This is a genomic window from Sulfitobacter sp. M368, assembly GCF_025141875.1.
GTDB lineage: Bacteria > Pseudomonadota > Alphaproteobacteria > Rhodobacterales > Rhodobacteraceae > Sulfitobacter > Sulfitobacter mediterraneus_A.
This window is the reverse complement of record NZ_CP081113.1, coordinates 1,903,648-1,922,397: the sequence shown is the minus strand read 5'-3', so window position 1 is coordinate 1,922,397 and position 18,750 is coordinate 1,903,648. Positions and strand designations below refer to the sequence as shown.

The 18,750-nt window shown below is 58.0% G+C and carries 20 protein-coding genes; 9 read left to right on the top strand and 11 right to left on the bottom strand.

Features of this window, described 5'->3' with window-relative positions:
- The first annotated feature begins 7 nt into the window (after positions 1–7).
- Genes obgE through K3754_RS09615 form a run of 3 tightly spaced genes read left to right on the top strand, consistent with a single transcriptional unit; the run spans position 8 to position 3,460 of the window.
- Positions 8–1,042, top strand: a complete 1,035-nt coding sequence (obgE, locus tag K3754_RS09625) for a GTPase ObgE (protein ID WP_259943204.1) — start codon at positions 8–10, stop codon at positions 1,040–1,042.
- Positions 1,030–2,136 (top strand): glutamate 5-kinase, encoded by a 1,107-nt coding sequence (gene proB, locus K3754_RS09620; RefSeq protein WP_259943202.1) that lies wholly within the window; start codon positions 1,030–1,032, stop codon positions 2,134–2,136. The genes obgE and proB overlap by 13 nt, the downstream gene beginning before the upstream one ends.
- A gap of 58 nt (positions 2,137–2,194) precedes the next feature.
- A complete protein-coding gene (locus tag K3754_RS09615; RefSeq protein WP_259943200.1) occupies positions 2,195–3,460 on the top strand; it encodes a glutamate-5-semialdehyde dehydrogenase in 1,266 nt (421 codons plus the stop codon).
- Positions 3,461–3,476: 16 nt separating this feature from the next.
- Here the strand turns inward: K3754_RS09615 and K3754_RS09610 are convergent, their stop codons facing one another.
- The gene (locus tag K3754_RS09610; protein WP_259943199.1) at positions 3,477–4,070 is read right to left on the bottom strand and encodes a histidine phosphotransferase family protein; all 594 of its coding nucleotides are present in this window, start codon (positions 4,068–4,070) and stop codon (positions 3,477–3,479) included.
- Between the two features lie 32 nt (positions 4,071–4,102).
- On the opposite strand from K3754_RS09610, the gene K3754_RS09605 reads away from it, so the two are divergent.
- From K3754_RS09605 to K3754_RS09595, 3 genes are all read left to right on the top strand, one after another.
- The gene (locus tag K3754_RS09605; RefSeq protein WP_259943197.1) at positions 4,103–4,291 is read left to right on the top strand and encodes a DUF3553 domain-containing protein; all 189 of its coding nucleotides are present in this window, start codon (positions 4,103–4,105) and stop codon (positions 4,289–4,291) included.
- A gap of 141 nt (positions 4,292–4,432) precedes the next feature.
- Positions 4,433–5,197, top strand: coding sequence for a GNAT family N-acetyltransferase (locus K3754_RS09600; protein ID WP_409202383.1), 765 nt, complete (start codon positions 4,433–4,435; stop codon positions 5,195–5,197).
- Positions 5,194–6,048: a 1-acyl-sn-glycerol-3-phosphate acyltransferase gene (locus K3754_RS09595; RefSeq protein WP_259943192.1), complete on the top strand. Its 855-nt coding sequence runs from the start codon at positions 5,194–5,196 to the stop codon at positions 6,046–6,048. The genes K3754_RS09600 and K3754_RS09595 overlap by 4 nt, the downstream gene beginning before the upstream one ends.
- Here K3754_RS09595 and K3754_RS09590 read toward each other — a convergent pair.
- The gene (locus tag K3754_RS09590) at positions 6,036–6,605 is read right to left on the bottom strand and encodes a PA14 domain-containing protein (protein ID WP_259943189.1); all 570 of its coding nucleotides are present in this window, start codon (positions 6,603–6,605) and stop codon (positions 6,036–6,038) included. The genes K3754_RS09595 and K3754_RS09590 overlap by 13 nt on opposite strands.
- 258 nt (positions 6,606–6,863) lie before the next feature.
- On the opposite strand from K3754_RS09590, the gene rpsB reads away from it, so the two are divergent.
- Positions 6,864–7,727 carry a 30S ribosomal protein S2 gene (gene rpsB / locus K3754_RS09585; RefSeq protein ID WP_203211251.1) on the top strand — a complete coding sequence of 288 codons (864 nt, stop codon included), beginning with the start codon at positions 6,864–6,866 and terminating at the stop codon, positions 7,725–7,727.
- 79 nt (positions 7,728–7,806) lie between these two features.
- Positions 7,807–8,682 carry a translation elongation factor Ts gene (gene tsf / locus K3754_RS09580; RefSeq protein WP_259943187.1) on the top strand — a complete coding sequence of 292 codons (876 nt, stop codon included), beginning with the start codon at positions 7,807–7,809 and terminating at the stop codon, positions 8,680–8,682.
- A 345-nt stretch (positions 8,683–9,027) separates the two neighbouring features.
- Here tsf and K3754_RS09575 read toward each other — a convergent pair whose 3' ends face one another.
- From K3754_RS09575 to K3754_RS09565, 3 genes are all read right to left on the bottom strand, one after another.
- Positions 9,028–9,783 (bottom strand): LuxR family transcriptional regulator, encoded by a 756-nt coding sequence (locus K3754_RS09575; protein WP_203211253.1) that lies wholly within the window; start codon positions 9,781–9,783, stop codon positions 9,028–9,030.
- Positions 9,780–10,220, bottom strand: coding sequence for a type II 3-dehydroquinate dehydratase (gene aroQ, locus K3754_RS09570; RefSeq protein WP_259943303.1), 441 nt, complete (start codon positions 10,218–10,220; stop codon positions 9,780–9,782). Before aroQ ends, K3754_RS09575 begins: the two co-directional genes overlap by 4 nt.
- A 200-nt stretch (positions 10,221–10,420) precedes the next feature.
- Complete coding sequence (locus K3754_RS09565) at positions 10,421–10,879, bottom strand: hypothetical protein (protein WP_203211255.1); 459 nt, start codon at positions 10,877–10,879, stop codon at positions 10,421–10,423.
- A 389-nt stretch (positions 10,880–11,268) separates the two neighbouring features.
- Here K3754_RS09565 and K3754_RS09560 point away from each other — a divergent pair, with 389 nt between their 5' ends.
- Entirely contained in the window at positions 11,269–12,372 is a 1,104-nt protein-coding gene (locus tag K3754_RS09560) for a Xaa-Pro peptidase family protein (protein ID WP_259943184.1), read from the top strand.
- Between the two features lie 27 nt (positions 12,373–12,399).
- On the opposite strand, the gene phoB is transcribed toward K3754_RS09560, so the two are convergent.
- The 6 genes from phoB to K3754_RS09530 all read right to left on the bottom strand — a co-directional run bounded on the left by phoB (position 12,400) and on the right by K3754_RS09530 (position 18,617).
- The gene (phoB, locus tag K3754_RS09555; RefSeq protein WP_203211257.1) at positions 12,400–13,089 is read right to left on the bottom strand and encodes a phosphate regulon transcriptional regulator PhoB; all 690 of its coding nucleotides are present in this window, start codon (positions 13,087–13,089) and stop codon (positions 12,400–12,402) included.
- 4 nt (positions 13,090–13,093) lie between these two features.
- On the bottom strand, positions 13,094–13,801 hold the full coding sequence (gene phoU / locus K3754_RS09550; RefSeq protein WP_203211258.1) for a phosphate signaling complex protein PhoU: 708 nt from the start codon (positions 13,799–13,801) through the stop codon (positions 13,094–13,096).
- Between the two features lie 4 nt (positions 13,802–13,805).
- Positions 13,806–14,615: a phosphate ABC transporter ATP-binding protein PstB gene (gene pstB / locus K3754_RS09545; RefSeq protein ID WP_203211259.1), complete on the bottom strand. Its 810-nt coding sequence runs from the start codon at positions 14,613–14,615 to the stop codon at positions 13,806–13,808.
- Positions 14,616–14,630: 15 nt separating this feature from the next.
- Complete coding sequence (pstA, locus tag K3754_RS09540) at positions 14,631–15,962, bottom strand: phosphate ABC transporter permease PstA (protein ID WP_259943179.1); 1,332 nt, start codon at positions 15,960–15,962, stop codon at positions 14,631–14,633.
- Positions 15,959–17,473, bottom strand: coding sequence for a phosphate ABC transporter permease subunit PstC (pstC, locus tag K3754_RS09535; protein WP_409202376.1), 1,515 nt, complete (start codon positions 17,471–17,473; stop codon positions 15,959–15,961). Before pstC ends, pstA begins: the two co-directional genes overlap by 4 nt.
- Positions 17,474–17,561: 88 nt before the next feature.
- The gene (locus K3754_RS09530; protein ID WP_259943177.1) at positions 17,562–18,617 is read right to left on the bottom strand and encodes a substrate-binding domain-containing protein; all 1,056 of its coding nucleotides are present in this window, start codon (positions 18,615–18,617) and stop codon (positions 17,562–17,564) included.
- Positions 18,618–18,750 lie beyond the last annotated feature (133 nt).

Genomic DNA, 18,750 nt, shown 5'->3' with positions numbered 1-18,750 from the left:
CCACCCGATGAAGTTTCTCGACCTGTGCAAAGTCTACATTCGTTCCGGCGGGGGCGGGGGCGGCTGCGTGTCGTTCCGGCGTGAAAAATACATCGAATATGGTGGTCCCGATGGCGGTGACGGCGGCACGGGTGGATCAGTCTGGGCCGAGGCTGTGGATGGGTTGAACACGCTGATCGATTTTCGCTATCAACAGCATTTCTTTGCCAAGAACGGCCAGCCCGGTATGGGCAAGCAGCGCACCGGCAAGGATGGCGAGGATATCGTGCTGCGGGTGCCCGTCGGCACCGAAATCCTTGATGAAGATCAGGAAACGGTGATCGCGGATCTGACTGAAGTCGGCCAGCGCGTCCAATTGGCACGGGGCGGCAATGGCGGTTTTGGCAACCTGCATTTCAAATCCGCCACCAACCAGGCACCACGACGCTCCAACCCTGGTCAAGAGGGCGTCGAACGCACACTTTGGCTGCGCCTGAAACTGATCGCCGATGTTGGGTTGCTGGGCCTGCCCAATGCCGGCAAATCCACGTTTCTGGCGGCGACCTCGAACGCGCGCCCCAAGATCGCGGACTATCCGTTTACCACTCTGCATCCGAACTTGGGTGTTGTCGGTGTGGACAACACTGAATTTGTGGTGGCCGACATTCCCGGCCTGATCGAAGGTGCCTCCGAAGGGCGCGGGTTGGGTGATCTGTTTCTGGGCCATGTGGAACGCTGCGCGGTGCTGTTGCATCTGGTGGATGGCACCTCCGCAACCGTGGCAGAGGATTACCATACCATCATCAATGAATTGGAAGCCTACGGCGGCGATCTTGCTGGCAAGCCGCGTGTGACCGTGCTCAACAAGATTGATGCTCTGGATGAGGAAGAACGAGCAAGTGCCTCTGCTGAATTGGAAAAAGCGTCCGGAGGCCCTGTGATGCTTATGTCAGGTGTGGCCCGTGAGGGTGTGACCGAAGTCTTGCGCACATTGCGCGGCGAGATTAACGATGACCGGTTGCGCCACCGCCCCCAGGAAGATGTAGCGCCGTGGCAGCCCTGAAAGACGCCAAACGTATCGTGATCAAGATCGGGTCCGCCTTGCTGGTGGATCGGGTGTCAGGCGCGTTGCGGTCGGACTGGTTGCTGGGGCTGGCGCAGGATGTGAACTGGCTCAAGAGCCTTGGCTGTGATGTTGTACTGGTTTCCTCCGGCTCCATCGCTTTGGGCCGGGGGGTGCTGGGCCTGCCGCGCACAACGCTGGCGCTGGAACAGTCCCAAGCGGCAGCTGCGGTCGGCCAGATCCGGCTGGCCCGCGCATACGAAGAGGCGCTTGCCCCCCATGGCATCACCACAGCGCAGGTGCTTGTCACCCTTGAGGACAGCGCGGACCGCCGCCGCTACCTCAACAGCCGCGCCACGATGGAACAGTTGCTGAGCCTGGGCGTGGTGCCAATTGTGAATGAAAATGACACCGTCGCGACGGATGAGATTCGCTTTGGCGACAATGATCGCCTTGCCGCGCAGATTGCGGTCACCGTGGGCGCGGATCAGTTGATCCTGCTGTCTGACGTGGATGGTTTCTATAGTGGCAATCCCAGCGATGATCCCACTGCGATCCGTTATGACGTCATTGACGCCATCACGCCCGAGATTGAGGCGATGGCAGGAGATGCCGGATCGGGCCTCAGCAAGGGCGGCATGAAAACCAAGGTGATGGCGGCCCGCACCGCAACGGCGTCAGGTTGCGCCATGGCGATCACCGAAGGGTCGGTTTTGCGCCCGCTCACCGCATTGGAAGAGGGCGCGAATGCCACATGGTTCACCGCGCAGGTAGATCCGCAGGCTGCACGCAAACGCTGGATCGCGGCGATGAAACCGCAGGGCAGTGTCACGCTCGACGCGGGCGCGGTCGCAGCATTGTCGCGGGGCAAATCCCTGCTGCCCGCCGGAGTTTCCGCCGTGACTGGTGACTTTGGCCGAGGTGACACCGTGGCGCTGCTCACCCCTGAGGGGCATGTGATCGGCACCGGTTTGACCCGCTACGCCTCGCAGGAAGCGGCCCAAATCGCCGGACACCGCAGCGACGAGATCGAGGCGATCCTTGGCTATCCGGGACGGGCCGCTTTGATTCATCGCGATGATATGGCACTTTGAGCCACGGCAATGCCAGACACAGCCTTAATGCAACAGATCAGATATCAGGCCTAAGACCATGAAAGACATTGATAACATCCCCGCTTTGATGGCCGATATCGGCGCCCGCGCCAAGGCTGCTTCAGCCGTTCTTGCCAACGCCAATGCCGAGCGCAAGCATGCCGCATTGATCGGCGCCGCTGAAACCGTTTGGCAACGCCGTGCCGAGATCATCGCCGCAAACGCCAAGGACCTCGACTATGGTCGCGACAAGGGGTTGTCCGATGCGATGATGGACCGCCTGATGCTCAACGAAGAGCGCATTCAAGGCATGGTCGACGGGCTGCGCAGTGTGGCCGAACAGCCAGACCCCATTGGAGAGATCCTTGCCGAATGGGACCAGCCCACGGGCCTTAACATCAAGCGAGTGCGCACACCTTTGGGTGTGATTGGTGTGATCTACGAAAGCCGCCCAAATGTGACCGCTGACGCAGGGGCGCTTTGCCTCAAGGCCGGGAATGCGGTGATCCTGCGTGGCGGGTCAGAGAGCTTTCATTCCTCACAAGCCATTCACGCCTGTTTGCAGCAGGGTCTGCGCGATGCGAATTTACCGGAGGACGCTGTGCAACTGGTGCCCACCCGCGACCGGGCCGCGGTGGGCGAGATGCTCACCATGACGGACACCATCGATGTGATCGTGCCGCGCGGCGGTAAGGGGCTTGTCGGGCTGGTGCAACGTGATGCGCGGGTGCCGGTTTTTGCCCACCTCGAAGGCATTGTGCATATCTACATCGACAAGGACGCCGATCCTGAGAAAGCGCTGAAAGTTGTGCTGAACGCCAAGACCCGGCGCACCGGCATTTGCGGCGCGGCGGAATGCCTGCTGATTCATCAGGATGTGGCCAACACCATCGGGCAAGGCGTTGTGCGCGCCCTGATCGACGCGGGCGTGGAACTGCGCGTGGATGAGGCGTTGTCGGGTATAGAGGGCACCATTGCGGCCACGGCTGATGATTGGGGACACGAATACCTTGATATGATCATTGCGGCCAAGGTTGTGCCCGATCTGGAAGGCGCGATTGATCACATCCGGCGCTATGGCTCGAACCACACCGATTGTATCCTGACCGAAGACGCAGAGGCGGCGCAGACCTTTATGAACCGTCTGGATTCCGCCATCCTTATGCACAATGCCTCGACCCAGTTTGCCGATGGCGGTGAATTTGGCATGGGTGCAGAGATCGGGATCGCAACCGGCAAGATGCATGCCCGTGGCCCGGTGGGCGCGGCGCAGCTGACCAGCTTCAAATATCTTGTAACAGGTGACGGGACAGTTCGCGCCTAGGGTCAGGGCGGCGCGATCAAAAGGTCAGCGTCAGGCGGGTCTCGTCTGCCTGAACGGCGATTTTGCGCCCTTCGTCCAATGCGATTTGCGGCATCAGGCCGAATTGAACATGGGCGGGCAGAAGATCCTCCGCAAGGGCCGTGTCGGTCAACATGGCCCAAAGCCCGCCTTCGACACTCAGCCGGTCCGCCTGCGCCTTGAGGGACCAATCGCCCTGATGCTGCGTGACGTCAAGCGTACCGCCGTAGGGCATTGCGGTCTCGCAACACAGAAGCCCCAGAAATGCCAGGCGCACAGCGGCCCTGGGTTGCGGCGTGGTGGGCCGCCAATGCACCGTCAAACGCCCGCCCTCATAGAGATCGCGCAGGATCGCACATACCTCTGTCTGGCCAATCATCTGATCCCCCGCAGCCCCAAAAGCGATGCGGAAAAACCGGATGCGGGCACTGGCATTGCCAACACTTTCCCCGATCAACGACATTTCCGGCCCCGCACCCGCGCCAGACAGCGACATCAGTTCAAGTCCATTGTTGATCGCGCCGATGGGGGATATCAGATCATGGCAGATCCGGCTGCCCACCAATGCGACAAGATTAGGTGCGGGGGTCATGGGCGATACCACTGTCTTTGAAAGGCGAGCTGATGGAAGATTTGAATGCGATTTTCACGCCCGGCATGTTGGCCCGCCATCCCGATCGCCCGGAATGGGGCATCGGACAGGTCCAAAGCAACATCGGCGGCAAGTTGACCGTGAACTTCAGGGACGAAGGTAAAATTGTCATAGACAGTTTCCGAATTGCATTGATGCCGGTCTTTGATGCCACATCTTGATTGAAAAAGAGTTAATTTACGAAAGATTTAGTTAATGGCGGCCCGCGCGCGTGCCATTTTCAGGCGTCCCTTCGCGATATTGCGCATCGGGGGGGAATTGCCTATCAGACCTCGAACGCATCAAAGGGGTATCACATGCCGATGACCCAACAGGCGACCGGCGGGTTTCATGTCAGACTGGCACAAACCGACGCGGATCTGGAAGCAGCACAGCGCCTGCGCTATGATGTCTTTGTCTCGGAACTGGGCGGCGGCGGTGCAATGGTGGACCACGATGCCGGCCTCGAACGGGACCGGTTTGATCCCTTTCTCGACCATCTTTTGTTGCTTGATGATACCACCGGCGCGGTGGTCGGTGTCTACCGTTTGATGCAACAGGATATGGCGCAGCGGGCAGGGGGCTTTTATTCTTCCGGCGAATACGACCTGACCCTGCTAGAAACCTGCGGGCGGCGCATTCTTGAACTGGGGCGGTCCTGTCTGCATCCTGACTATCGCGGCGGCATGGCTATGCATCACCTGTGGTCAGGGCTTGCCGATTACATCACGCAGCATGAGATCGAAGTGCTCTTTGGTGTGGCGAGCTTTCACGGCACGGATGTATCGGCATTGAAGCAACCCCTGTCCTTTTTGCACCATCGCCATCTCGCGCCGCCAGATCTGCGGGTGAAAGCACGGGACACATCGTTTCAAAACATGAACTTGCTGGGCGAAGCTGAACTGGATCGCAAAGCCGCGATGTTGCAAATGCCCAGCCTGATCAAGGCCTATCTGCGCCTTGGCGGCATGGTGGGTGAAGGCGCATATATCGATCATGCCTTTAACACGGTTGATGTCTGCCTGATCATGGACACCAATCAGATGAATGCCCGCCAATCGAAAATCTATCGCGGAGAACGTCGATGAGCATCGCATGGGACAGCGGCGTGCCACCCGCCTTTCCGCCGATCCGGTTCTGGGGCTGGGTGCGCGTTGTCCTGCGGGTGGTCGCCCTTGGCATTTTGGTGTTTGGCGGGCTTTTGATCCTTCTGATTGTGCGCCTGATCGAACAGCCGCTCTATGGGCTCCACCGCCCGGTCACTCCCCATATCACCCAATTTGTCTGCCGGAACGCGCTGCGCATTCTGGGGATCGGCTACAGCAACAGCGGCGCACCGATGAAGGGGCGCGGGGCGGTTGTGGCCAACCATTCCTCGTGGCTCGATATCTTCGTGTTGAACGCGGCAAAGCGGATTTACTTCGTGTCAAAGTCCGAAGTGGCCAGTTGGCCGGGCATTGGCTGGCTGGCGCGGGCCACTGGCACCGTGTTCATCGAGCGCAACCCCGCAAAGGCCAAAGAGCAAACCCAAGTATTCGAAGCGCGTCTGCTGGCCGGGCACAAACTGCTGTTCTTTCCCGAGGGGACCAGCACGGACGGAATGCAGGTTATTCCTTTTAAAACAACGCTCTTCCAGGCTTTCTTTGCAGAGAACCTTAAGGACGAAATCGCGGTTCAACCCGTGACAATCACCTATTTCGCACCAGATGGCACCGACCCGCGGTTCTATGGCTGGTGGGGGGATATGTCCTTTGGATCGCATCTCTTGGCGACATTGGCGCCCGCACGACAAGGACGTGTACATGTGGCCTATCACGCACCAATGCCTGTGCGCGATTACCCAAATCGCAAGGCATTGGCACAGGCCAGCGAAACGGCCGTGCGGTCAGGGCATCAACTGTCCAGCCCCGACCGATTAGTTAGCGATCACTTGGAATAGGCAAAGGCGCTGTCCGGGACAGGGCCGAGGGATCCGTCTGCATTCCAGTCCATCATCAGGCAGGCGGTGCCTTTGCGCTGAAAATAGGTGGCCTTGATGGCATACCAACCGGCCACGGGCACTTCGACTTCTTGCAAGCCCGCGGATTCGCAAGCGTGGACCTCATCATAAAGCGCGACCTGCTGTCCGCCCAGCTCCACCCGGATGCCGTCATTGCTGAAAAAATCGATCTCAAACGTGCCAGCCGCGTCAAAACGCAGATAGCCGGTGATCTCTGCCGCAACCTTTTTGTGCGAGGTCGAGGTCAGCGTCAGATCCCCATCATCACCGTCCAGATAAGACAGCCCGACCAGCGCAGGACCAGGTTTGGCACTTTGCAGGGCGGCGTCTGCCTGTTCCAGCGTGCGCACCTCTTTGGGATAGGCATAGGACACCGCCAACCCTGGCGACAGATCATCCGCATTCGGTTGCGGATCGGCCGGCGTGAGGGTCAGCGGCGCGGCAAAGACCGGCATTGCAAGGCATGCGGCAAGGGCCGCAGAGGTCAGTTTGATCATGTGGTGTTCCCCTGATGGTGTTTTTATGATCATACCCTGAGCAACTCCGCGCCGTTTGTCCATATTTTCGGGGGCAGGGCGGCCAGATCACGATTGCACCCATGGCCCCTTGCGCTTGACCCAATGCTGATCTATACGCGCGGCACTTGAACCCGCAGTCGGGGTTGGGCCTTTGGGGGAGAAATCCTCAAACGTCCGCCGGTTGGCAGCATCCGCTGTCATACCCCCGATGAGGCTAAACCGGAAAGGTATAAAGACATGGCTCTTCCTGAGTTCTCCATGCGCCAATTGCTTGAAGCAGGCGTACACTTCGGCCACCAGACGCAGCGTTGGAACCCACGTATGGGTCCGTTCATCTATGGCGCGCGCAACGGCATCCACATCATGGACCTGACACAGACCGTTCCTTTGCTGGAGCAGGCGCTGGTTGTGATCCGTGAAACCGTCGCCAAAGGCGGCAGCATCCTTTTTGTCGGCACCAAGCGTCAGGCTTCGCAGCCTGTGGCAGAAGCCGCGGAAAAATGCGCACAGTATTACATGAACCACCGTTGGCTCGGCGGCACACTGACCAACTGGCAGACCGTGTCGAAGTCCATCAACCGTCTGAAAAACATCGACGAACAGTCCGAGCGCGGCTTTGAAGGTCTGACCAAGAAAGAGCGTCTGGGCATGGAACGTGACCAGGGCAAGCTTGAAGCCTCCCTCGGCGGTATCCGCGAAATGGGCGGTCGTCCCGACCTGATCTTCGTCATCGACGTGAAAAAAGAAGCGCTGGCCGTGGCCGAAGCCAACAAACTGGGCATCCCGGTTGTGGCGGTGGTTGACACCAACTGCTCCCCGGATGGCATCGACTACATCATCCCAGGCAACGACGATGCGGCACGCGCCATTGCGCTGTACTGCGATCTGGCAGCCCGCGCAGCCCTGGACGGCATGTCCGCACAACTGGGCGCGGCAGGCGTTGATCTGGGCGCGATGGAAGAAGCACCTGTCGAAGAAGCGCTCAGCGATGGCGTTGAAGTTGGCAATGCGTCCTCCGAGACTGTTTCAAACGACGCGATGTCCAAAGATGCACCGTTGGATATCGAATCCAAGCAAGAGACTGTTGAAAAAGCCAACTGATCGGCACGTTTCACAGCGTTGAAATATGGGGCAGGGATCACCTGCCCCAGATCCCATGATTCCAAAGGAGAACCAAAAGATGGCGATTACAGCATCTATGGTGAAAGAACTGCGCGACAGCACCGGCGCAGGCATGATGGACGCCAAGAAGGCGCTGACTGAAAACAACGGCGACATGGAAGCCGCGGTTGATTGGCTGCGCACCAAGGGTCTGGCCAAAGCGGCCAAAAAATCTGGCCGGACGGCGGCCGAAGGTCTGGTGGCTGTTCAGGTTAATGGTGGCCACGGTGTCGCGGTTGAAGTGAACTCCGAAACCGACTTTGTTGGCAAAAACGCAGACTTCCAGAAAATGGTTGGCGGCATTGCAGAGGTTGCACTGAACGCATCTGATCTGGACGCGCTGAAAGCGTCCGACATGGGCGGCAAAACCGTTGAGCAGACCGTGACAGACGCGGTTGCCGTGATTGGCGAAAACATGTCGGTGCGCCGCATGTCCGCAATCGACGGCGACGCAGTTGTGTCTTACGTGCACAACGCCGCGGCACCCGGCATGGGCAAAATCGGCGTTCTGGTTGCAATGACCGGCGGTGATGAGGCGTTTGGCAAGCAGGTTGCAATGCACATCGCCGCTGTGAACCCTGCGTCCCTGTCCGAGGCAGATCTGGACGCGGCGGTTGTCGAAAAAGAAAAGCAGGTTCAGATGGACATCGCTCGGGAATCTGGCAAGCCAGAAGCCGTGATCGAGAAAATGATCGTCGGCCGCATGAAAAAGTACATGTCCGAAGTGACACTGCTGAACCAGGCGTTTGTTGTGAACCCTGACCTGACCGTTGGCGACGCCGCCAAAGAGGCCGGCGCAACCATCACCGGTTTTGTTCGTCTCGAAGTGGGCGAAGGCATTGAAGTGGTCAAAGAAGACTTTGCTGCTGAAGTTGCGAAAGCCGCACAGGGCTAAGCCACTCAACAAAATAAGTATTTGGGGCGGTTCCGGTATCGGAGCCGCCCTTCTTCGTGGCCGGTCCAAATGGTCAAATGGGGCAGGGGAAAAAGATAGGCGGACTTTGACCGAGAGGCAAAGCCCGCCTATACGCTCGCCCCAGGTTGCGCTGGGACTGTGAGCGCAAAACCCTGTCAGCCGAAACGAAAAAAGCCCCGACCAAACAGGAACCCGAACAGAGCCTCATAATCAAAAGGGTATATTGGGCAGCGTCCCACGGCCAAACCGCGTACACGGGACGGGCTTACCTTGCGTCATGACGCCAATTCGCGCCAGTAAGGGATTCCATACCTTTGGGCCGGATCAGACGTCCATCACAAACATCTGGTTGGTGAAGGCCGCCTTCAGAACTGCCTGTGCGGTGGTTTCCACGCCCATGGATTCACGCGCCAGCCGCAGGTGCTTTTCCACAGTTGCCGCCGTCAAACCCATCAACAGCGCAATATCCTGCGTGGTCTTGCCGTCGCCCACCCATTGCAAGGCCTCGCGCTGGCGTGGGGTCAGGGCGTGTTTGGCGGTGTTTTGGGGCAGGGTGAGAATCTTGAGATGAGCAACATCGTTCATCACCTTGATATCGTCGCCATGTTCGGCCCAGACCGCATCAATGGCCGCCTGATCAAGGTCGCGCCGCGCGGTCAATGCAATGGCTCCCTTGGACCGCGCAGAAATGGATTTGAAGCTGACGGTATAGCCTGCATGAACCCCCATACGGCGGTTGAAATCCAGCACCCGTTCCACTGCGGGGGTCATGCCTTTGGCCTGCGCCATCTCATGCATCACGGTCCAGCTGCAGGCGCCGTCATTGGCCAGCGCCCAATGCACCATAGGGGCATCGTAATAGAGACCGGCGCCCAGAAATTCATCCGTATAAGACCGGCAGTGATTGGTCAGAATGATAAAGTCTTCGGGGTCACCAAGCGACGTTGACGTCCGGTAACGGGTATATCCATAGATCAGCCGGTCGAAACCGTATTCGGCCATTTTCTGGGTGTGCAGATCCCAAAGCGCCTCAAGAGAGGGGCACCGGACCAGACCATCGAGATATTCCTGCAAGCTCATTTTCGTGCAAATACACCCGCAAGGGCATCCAGTGCCAGAGCATAGCCTTTGGCCCCAAATCCGCAGATCTGCCCAATGGCCACCGGCGCGATATACGACCGATGGCGGAAACTTTCTCGGGCGTGAATATTGCTCAGATGCACTTCGACAACCGGCAGTTCGACCGAAGCAATCGCATCCATCAGTGCAATAGAGGTGTGGGTGTAGGCGCCCGCATTCAGGACAATCCCGTCATGGGTGCCCTTGGCGGCATGGATCTGATCGATCATCGCGCCTTCATGGTTGGACTGAAAACAAGCCACATCAAGACCAAGTGCAGCACCGGCATCGACACAGAGCTTTTCAATATCTGCCAAAGTGGTTGCGCCATAAACCTCGGGCTGGCGGGTGCCAAGCAGGTTCAGGTTCGGGCCGTTCAGGATCAAAACAGATGGCATTGCGGAACTCACATATTCAATACAATCAGTTAACGGCCCATAGGCCGCGCTGTCCAGCAACAGCGCAGCATGGATGCGCAACTTACGGAAGAAGTGGTGCATTTCCGCATGTTTGTAACCAGTTCAGCGCGGCGAACAAACCACGCGAACAAACCGGGAGGAGGGGGCAAACCCCCGGTTTTCTTGCACTAAGGACGGCGTCATCTTTTGATCCAGCAATTCTTTGTAAAGTATGTCAACTTGGGAAATTGCGGCTTCTTTCCCCAGGTCTGCGCCACGACCATAAATGGATTGCCCGGTCGCTTCACGCCTTTCAGCATCTCTTTGTTAAAGGTCAGGCAGATTTCCTTTGCGCGTTTCTCAATCCGTTTACGAGAGATTTGCTTGTCGTTTCCTTCGTCAAGGTACTGAACAACAATCGCTACACCGTTCATTTTGGACTTAAGGGTCGTGGCTGGACCGCCACCAACCACAGACCTGGTGCGCGTGATCTCTGTCGGCTCTTTCTTGATCACACATCCCGCGCTGCCATCGCTCAGCTTGATCACCGGCGTACCGCGGCACATGGCATCCGCCTGAGAGGCCGCAAGTAGCAAACCAACAACCAAGGCCGAACCTTTGGCGAAATTCTGAAATCTGTTTCGAAGTGTCTTAGGCATATTCCGTATTCCATTTTGGTTAGATCAGGCCTGTGGCTCAATCTCAAATCACTACCTCTAGTGGTGGAATATCGCGCGCACTTCAACCCAAAATAGTTGGCCGGATTCAGAAGGGGATATCCGCACATGACGACGAACCGGCGTTTTCCGGTGTGGTTTTGAACACCAGTTTGCCTTGCAGTTTTGGCATTCTCTATTTCTTATAATCAGTATTATGTAATTAATACATGCGCTCTGGCTCACCTAAATAATCAATCACGCGCCGTAACCCACTGAAATACATAGGTGTGCCAATCCACTGGACCAACGTCCCAAACCAGCAATTGCCTTCGTCCACGTCACAGCCTAGCACTTTACCCTAGATGCGCGACACGGCTACAGGAGCAAACATGTCCGACCTTTACCAATCCCGACTGACACGCCTGCGTCAACGCATGGCTGACACTGGTGTCGACCTCGTGGTTGCCGGACCAAGCAGCCATATGATGTGGCTGACCGGTTTGAACCCGCATGGCGATGAACGTCCCGTAATGTTGATGATCAGCGCAACAGCGGCCGGTTTCCTGATGCCGGGCCTCAACGCCGACAGCGCCCGCCAAATGACCGATCTGCTGTTCTTTTGCTGGGACGACGCTGACGGCCCTGATCGGGCCTTGGATGAGCTGCTGGGCGCCGTAGATGCCAAGCGTCCCGGTCTGACCGTTGGCTTGGATGAAACCATGCGTACGGATTTCTCCCTGTTGCTGCTTGCCGCGCTGGACCAGCCCAAGCATACCTTCCTGCATCAAACCGTCGGCTATCTGCGTGGCCTCAAGGATGATGCAGAATATCAAGCGCTTAAGGCCTCTGCGCTGCTCAATGATGCGGCTGTGCAGCACGGCTATGGCTGCCTGCGCGAAGGCATAACCGAGATGGAGCTTCAGACCATCATTCGCGATTATTACAAGGCCAACGGCGCAGCGCCGGAGTTCACAATCGTTGGCTTTGGCGCAAATGGCGCGTTTCCCCATCATCACACCGGTCAAACCCGGCTGGAGCGTGATATGGCCATCTTGGTCGACACGGGGTGCCGGTATCAAGGATACCCATCAGACATGACCCGTTGCGGTTGGTTTGGCGATCCGGATGCGGAATTTCTTAAGGTTGCTGCAGTGGTTGAAGGCGCGGTTCAGGCCGCCGTTGATGCCGCGCGTCCCGGCATGAAAGCGTCAGATCTGGACAAAGTGGCACGTGATCACATCACTGAGGCCGGATATGACAAGGAATTTCTGCACCGTTTGGGCCATGGTGTCGGCATTGATGTGCATGAGCCGCCCTATATCACGGCCACATCTGACACCGTTCTGGAGGTCGGAAATGTCTTTTCCATTGAGCCGGGAATTTACTTAAAGCAACGCTTTGGAATAAGACTGGAAGACATTGTAATTATGCGAGAAAATGGCGCTGAGATTCTCTCAGATTTGCCCCGGGATTTGGTGATTTCAAACGCTTGAACAGATTGAAAAGGGGGCACCCGCCCCCTACCCCAAAGCATATCCAGCGCCGCGCACCGTGCGGATCGGATCGTCGCCGCCATGCTGCGTGAGCGCTTTGCGCAGCCGGGCGATATGAACATCAACCGTGCGCGTATCCACATAGATGTCGCGTCCCCAAACGTGGTCAAGCAGTTGGTCACGGCTGAACACACGCCCCGGTTTTTCAAGCAACGTCACCAAAAGACGGTATTCCGTTGGCCCAAGCTTCAGCTCCTGATCCGCGCGGCTGACACGGTGGCTTTCTGTATCAAGGGCGATGTCCTGATAGGACAAAGGTGCCCCTGAGGCCGCAGGCCGCGAACGGCGCAACTGGTTGCGCACACGGGCCATCAACTCGCGCAGGGAATAAGGTTTGATGATGTAATCATCCGCACCGGTTTCCAGCCCGCGCACGGCGTCCACCTCTTCGGATCGGGCCGAGAGCATGATCACCGGAATATGGCGCGTGTCATCGCGGGTCTTGAGCTGGCGACAGACCTCGATCCCGCTCATCAGTGGCATCATCCAATCCAGGATCACCAGATCAGGCGCAGCCTCGGCCACCAGAAGCATCGCTTCCTCGCCGTTTTGTGCCTGGGTCACAGCAAAGCCCTCAGCTTCAAGATTGTACGCCAGAACCTCGCGCTGTGCTGGTTCATCCTCGACCAGCAAGACCTGCGGTTGTGTCACACTCATTTTCTTAAGCCTTTGATGCCACGGATGTTTTATCCGCCTTTGGCCGTGCATCTGCCGGGGCAACACCGGTGACCAGATAAACCACCTGTTCAGCGATAGAGGTCACATGATCCCCCATACGTTCGACGTTCTTGGCGATGAAATGCAGGTGCATACAGGCGGTGATGTTGCGCGGATCCTCCATCATGAAGGTCAGGAATTCACGAAACAACGCATTGTACATCTGATCGAGATCTTCATCGCGGGCGATGATATCCAGCGCCAATTCGGCGTCTCGCTGGATATAGGCATCCAGCGCATCTTTCAGCATCGCCTCTACCGTGCGGGCCATGCGGCGGATCGAACCGGCGCTGTCATTCACCGGCGGCATCTGCGAGAGAACCCCGGTGCGTTTGGCCATGTTCTTGGCATAGTCGCCAATGCGTTCAAGATTGGCGCTGATCTTGATCACGCTCAGCACCAGCCGCAGATCAATCGCCGCTGGCGCACGCAGCGCAATCAAACGCGCCGCCTGATCATTGATCAGTTCTTCCAGCCCATCAATGGCCCGGTCCCCTGCCCGCACTTTGTCGGCCAGTTCCTCATCACGGGTTTCAAGCGATTGCGCGCCCAGGCGAATGGCATCTTCCACCAGGCCGCCCATCTTCATGATCTGCGCCTGAATGGATTCAAGGTCACGGTCAAATGCGGATGCAATATGTTGATCTTGCATGATATTATCCAATCCGTCCGGTAATGTAGCTTTCGGTGCGCGGATCTTCCGGCGCGGTGAAAATCTTGTCTGTTTCGCCAAATTCAACAAGGTTGCCGAGGTGGAAGAAAGCGGTTTTCTGACTGACCCGCGCGGCCTGCTGCATCGAGTGGGTGACGATCACCACCGAATAGCTTTGGCGCAGCTCGTCAATCAGTTCCTCAACCTGCGCTGTGGCAATCGGGTCAAGGGCCGAACATGGCTCATCCATCAGCAAAACTTCGGGTTCCGTGGCCACTGCGCGGGCAATACACAACCGCTGTTGTTGACCGCCGGACAGGCCGGTGCCGGGCGCATGCAGACGGTCCTTCACCTCGTTCCAGATCGCCCCGCGGCGCAGGGCTTTCTCAACGATATCATCCAGTTCCGCCTTGTTCCGGGCCAGCCCGTGAATGCGGGGTCCGTATGCCACATTGTCGTAGATCGACTTGGGAAACGGGTTCGGCTTTTGGAACACCATCCCGACCTTGGCACGCAGCTGCACCGGGTCAACCTTGCGGTCATAGATATCCTCGCCATCAATGCGGATATCGCCTTCGACACGGCACACATCAATGGTGTCGTTCATCCGGTTGATACAGCGCAGAAAAGTCGATTTGCCGCAGCCGGACGGGCCGATAAAGGCGGTGACGGTATTGGCCTCGATATCCACGTTCACGTCTTTGATTGCGTGGGTGTCACCGTAGTACACCTGCACATTGCGGGCCGCGATTTTGGCGGGATGCCCCGTTTGGTTCTGCATCGCGTCTTTCTCCGAAATAATAGTGTCTCTCATGGGATCGGACCTCTTTTACCAACGCCGCTCGAACCGGCGGCGCAGCAGCACGGCGATTGCGTTCATTGTGATCAGGAACACCAGCAGGATGATGATACCACCCCAGGCGCGTTCATAGAATGCCGGGTCGGCACGTTTGGCCCATTCATAGATTTGGGCCGGCATGGCGGAGTTTGGATCCATCAGGCCAGAGGTGATGCCATCGGGCGGGTTGGAGGCGATAAAACCGACCATGCCGATCAGCAGCAGTGGCGCTGTTTCGCCAAGCGCCTGCGCCAGCCCGATGATGGTGCCGGTCAGGATGCCCGGCGCGGCCAGTGGCAGCACGTGATGGAACACCGATTGCATCTTGGAGGCCCCGACCCCCAGCGCCGCATCCCGGATCGATGGCGGCACCGATTTGAGCGAGGCACGGGTTGAAATGATGATCGTCGGCAAGGTCATCAGCGTCAGCACCAGACCACCCACCAAAGGTGCGGAATTGGGCAGGTGCATGTAGTTGATAAACACCGCCAGACCAAGAATACCAAAGACGATGGATGGCACTGCAGCAAGGTTCGAAATGTTGACCTCGATGATATCCGTGATCCAGTTTTTCGGGGCAAATTCCTCAAGATAGATCGACGCGGCAACGCCGATGGGCAGGGCCAGCGCCAGCACCACCAACATCATGAAAAACGACCCGATCATCGCGACGCCCATGCCCGCCGCTTCGGGCCGCTGGTCAGAGGCATCCGCGCCGGTGATGAAGTCCAGGTTGAAGCGTTTGCGCAGGCTGCCATCGGCGATCAATGCATCCACCAGATCAAGCTGTGCGGCATTGATGCTTTTGTCATTGGCGATAGATGCGCGGGTCACACGGCCCTTGAGATATCCATCGACGCGACTGTTGGTCAGAAACTCGAACTCAATCGTTTGGCCAATCACATTAATGTCTTGCAGAACATAGTCCCGAAGGGTCGCCGCTGCATCCTTGGACAGAAGCGCCGCCATCTCCTTGGATTTCAGCTTGGTCTCGATACCGGCGGCGGCGATCTTGTTCTCAAAGGCCGCCTTCATCAATGGCGCATAACCAAAGGTCGAAACTTTCTTGATGTCGTCGATATTGCGATTGCCTTTCTTGTCCAGCTTGGCCTCCAGCAAGGGCACCTCTAGCGTGACGTAGGTTTGTTGAAAGGCGCCTGTCCCGCGCGAGATGATGGTGGTCAGCAAGATCACCAGCATCAGCAGGCCCACGGCAATCGCGGCCAGACCGTACATCTTGAACCGCGCCTCGGCGCGGTTGCGCTTTTGGGTGCGGGCATCCTGCACCAGCAGGGATGCGCCGGAGTTGGTGATATCGGTCATTCGTACTGCTCCCGGTATTTGCGCACGATATAAAGTGCCAGAACATTCAGCCCCAGCGTCAGAACAAACAGTGTCAGACCCAGCGCAAAGGCGACCAATGTCTCTGGCGAGGCAAAGTCCGTATCACCGGTCAACTGGCTGACAATGCGGGTGGTGATTGTGGTCATGGCCTCCAGCGGATTGACCGAGACGCGGGCAATGGCCCCTGCCCCCAGCACCACGATCATGGTCTCGCCGATAGCGCGGCTGGCGGCCAGCAGCACCGCGCCGACAATCCCCGGCAAGGCGGCGGGGAGGATCACCTGCCGCACGGTTTCCGAATGGGTCGCGCCAAGGCCGAATGACCCGTCACGCAGGCTTTGCGGAACCGCGTTGATGATGTCGTCGGACAGGGAGGACACGAACGGGATCAACATGATGCCCATCACCAAACCCGCGGTCAGGACGGATGTCGCGCCGCTCATCCATTCCACGCCCAATATCCCATCCTCGCCGCGCCCGAACAGCCGCACCAAGGCAGGGCCAACAGTCAGCAAGGCAAAGAGGCCATAAACGATGGTTGGAATCCCCGCGAGGATCTCAAGCAATGGCTTGGCAATCCCGCGCAGTTTCGGACCGGCATATTCGCTGAGATAGATCGCGGCAAACAGTCCAATCGGCACCGCGACCAATAGCGCAATGATGGAAATATAAAGCGTGCCCCACAGCAGCGGCAGGATCGACAGATCGCTGTCGCCGCGAAAATTGGGCGCCCATTTGGGGCCAAGGAAAAAGTCTTTCCAGTCATGCAGGCGGAAGAAATTGATCGATTCAAAAAGCATCGACAGAACGATGCCCACCGTGGTCAGAATGGCCAGCGAGGCAGCCACGATCAGCAAGACCATAACGCCGCGCTCCACGATATTGCGGGCGCGGAATTGTGGATCTGCGGCGCGCAGGGCCAGCGCCAGACCGGCCAGGGCGATCAGCAGAACCGCCGCCGCCATCCAGAACCGCCCCTTCCCGTTCAATTCCCGTGATTTCTGTGCTGCGGCCAGAATAAAGGGTTCGACCTCAGAACCCAGCGCCACGCCGACCTCGCCCAGCGTTCCGCGCAGCGCCGATGGATCATCTGCCATCGCGGCAATGTCTACCCTGCTCAGCGCACCCTGCGCCAGCGCAATGTCCAGGCCATCGGCCACACGGCGCACATCCGACAGGATCAGGCTTTGTGTGCCGACGCTGTCGATCTTGTCCGCTGGGATCAACGGCAGAACCGCGTTCTGCACCACCGCAGGTTGTGCCAACAGCCAGATCAGCAGAACCCCCAAGGCAGGAACAGCGGCAAACATCGCCGCTGTCATTCCGTAATAATTCGGCAAGGAGTGCAGCACCCTTGCGTCGCCGCCTGCGCGGGCCATGACCCGGCTGCGGGCCATGACGTAGCCCAAAAGCGCAATCGCCAGCACAGCGACAAAAAGCGCCATGCCAAGCGGCACTCCGAGAAACGTTGTGGCAGTTGTGGCCGTCATTGTGCTGGTCCTGCTCTGTCTGCAATTCAGTCAAAAAACCGGAGGCCACAGTGCTGTAGCCTCCGGTCTGGATCATCAGGATCAGGGCTTAGGAGCCGCCGCCCATTACCGCTTCGCCGGATACAGTTTCTTGTGTCTCGGCCAGTTCAGGATCGGAGACCAGACCGTATTCGGCCAATGGACCATCTGGGCCAGCGATCTCGTCCGCGACGAAAAACTCAGCATATTCTTTCAGGCCGGGGATCACGCCGATGTGGGCTTTCTTGACATAGAAGAACAACGGGCGGGAGACTGGATATTCGCCGGTTGCGATGCTTTCGGTCGAAGGCACAACGCCGGACATGGTTGCGACCTGCAGCTTGTCCGTGTTGTTTTCGTAGAAGGCCAGACCAAAGACGCCGATGCCGTCCTTGTTGCTTTCGATGCGGGCCAGGGTTTCGGTGTAGTCACCGTCAATGTCCACGGATTTGCCGTCGGTGCGCAGCGCGATGCAGGCTTTCTCGGCGGCTTTTTTCTTGGCTTTGTCACTGTCGCCGGTGGCGGCGGCCAGGAAGACATCGAAATCTCCGGTGGCTTCGCAGCCGGCCAGGATCACCTTGTCTTCGAACACTTCGCGGGTGCCGTGCTTGGTACCGGGCACATAGGCCTGAATAGGCTGCGCGGGGAAGTCGGCGTTCACTTCGTTCCACATGGTGTAGGGGTTGTCGACAACCTTGCCGTCCATCACGACCTTGTCGGACAGCGCTTTGTACCAATCAGTCGGGGTGAATTCGAAACCGTTGCCGTTGATGTCAGAGGCGAACACGATTCCATCATAGCCGATGCGCACTTCGATGATGTCGGTCACGCCGTTTTCCGCGCAGGCTTTGATCTCTTTTTCTTTGATCTTGCGCGATGCGTTGGCCACGTCGATGGTGTTTTCGCCCACGCCTTCGCAGAAACGCTTGAGGCCAGCGGACGAGCCACCGGATTCTACAACCGGTGTCGGGAAGTCAAAGTTTTCGCCAAAAGCTTCGGCAACGATGGAGGCGTATGGCAGCACGGTGGATGACCCGGCAACCTGCACCTGATCGCGCGCGGCAGCAGCAGTGGCAGAAACGGCAGCAATGGCCAGCGCGGATGTGGTGAGTTTTGTCAGCGACATGATGTCTCCTGTCAGTCAAATCGGTGATCACCCCTATGGTGATCTCAGCGCCCGTCTAGAAGTCCGGTGCTGTGCTTTTGTGACAGTTACATTACAGTTTTATGACAGGGCCGGTTATTCCACAAAGACTGTG

What these genes read in the sequence shown, in the direction of transcription:
- K3754_RS09600 (WP_409202383.1), top strand. Translation starts at nt 4,433, where the DNA reads ATGACCCAACAGGCGACCGGCGGGTTTCATGTCAGACTGGCACAAACC.
- phoU (WP_203211258.1), bottom strand. Translation starts at nt 13,801, where the DNA reads ATGCAAGATCAACATATTGCATCCGCATTTGACCGTGACCTTGAATCC.
- K3754_RS09590 (WP_259943189.1), bottom strand. Translation starts at nt 6,605, where the DNA reads ATGATCAAACTGACCTCTGCGGCCCTTGCCGCATGCCTTGCAATGCCG.
- pstB (WP_203211259.1), bottom strand. Translation starts at nt 14,615, where the DNA reads ATGAGAGACACTATTATTTCGGAGAAAGACGCGATGCAGAACCAAACG.
- pstA (WP_259943179.1), bottom strand. Translation starts at nt 15,962, where the DNA reads ATGACCGATATCACCAACTCCGGCGCATCCCTGCTGGTGCAGGATGCC.
- K3754_RS09560 (WP_259943184.1), top strand. Translation starts at nt 11,269, where the DNA reads ATGTCCGACCTTTACCAATCCCGACTGACACGCCTGCGTCAACGCATG.
- obgE (WP_259943204.1), top strand. Translation starts at nt 8, where the DNA reads ATGAAGTTTCTCGACCTGTGCAAAGTCTACATTCGTTCCGGCGGGGGC.
- K3754_RS09565 (WP_203211255.1), bottom strand. Translation starts at nt 10,879, where the DNA reads ATGCCTAAGACACTTCGAAACAGATTTCAGAATTTCGCCAAAGGTTCG.
- K3754_RS09575 (WP_203211253.1), bottom strand. Translation starts at nt 9,783, where the DNA reads ATGAGCTTGCAGGAATATCTCGATGGTCTGGTCCGGTGCCCCTCTCTT.
- K3754_RS09530 (WP_259943177.1), bottom strand. Translation starts at nt 18,617, where the DNA reads ATGTCGCTGACAAAACTCACCACATCCGCGCTGGCCATTGCTGCCGTT.
- aroQ (WP_259943303.1), bottom strand. Translation starts at nt 10,220, where the DNA reads ATGCCATCTGTTTTGATCCTGAACGGCCCGAACCTGAACCTGCTTGGC.
- K3754_RS09605 (WP_259943197.1), top strand. Translation starts at nt 4,103, where the DNA reads ATGGAAGATTTGAATGCGATTTTCACGCCCGGCATGTTGGCCCGCCAT.
- phoB (WP_203211257.1), bottom strand. Translation starts at nt 13,089, where the DNA reads ATGAGTGTGACACAACCGCAGGTCTTGCTGGTCGAGGATGAACCAGCA.
- K3754_RS09610 (WP_259943199.1), bottom strand. Translation starts at nt 4,070, where the DNA reads ATGACCCCCGCACCTAATCTTGTCGCATTGGTGGGCAGCCGGATCTGC.
- tsf (WP_259943187.1), top strand. Translation starts at nt 7,807, where the DNA reads ATGGCGATTACAGCATCTATGGTGAAAGAACTGCGCGACAGCACCGGC.
- K3754_RS09615 (WP_259943200.1), top strand. Translation starts at nt 2,195, where the DNA reads ATGAAAGACATTGATAACATCCCCGCTTTGATGGCCGATATCGGCGCC.
- rpsB (WP_203211251.1), top strand. Translation starts at nt 6,864, where the DNA reads ATGGCTCTTCCTGAGTTCTCCATGCGCCAATTGCTTGAAGCAGGCGTA.
- pstC (WP_409202376.1), bottom strand. Translation starts at nt 17,473, where the DNA reads ATGACGGCCACAACTGCCACAACGTTTCTCGGAGTGCCGCTTGGCATG.
- K3754_RS09595 (WP_259943192.1), top strand. Translation starts at nt 5,194, where the DNA reads ATGAGCATCGCATGGGACAGCGGCGTGCCACCCGCCTTTCCGCCGATC.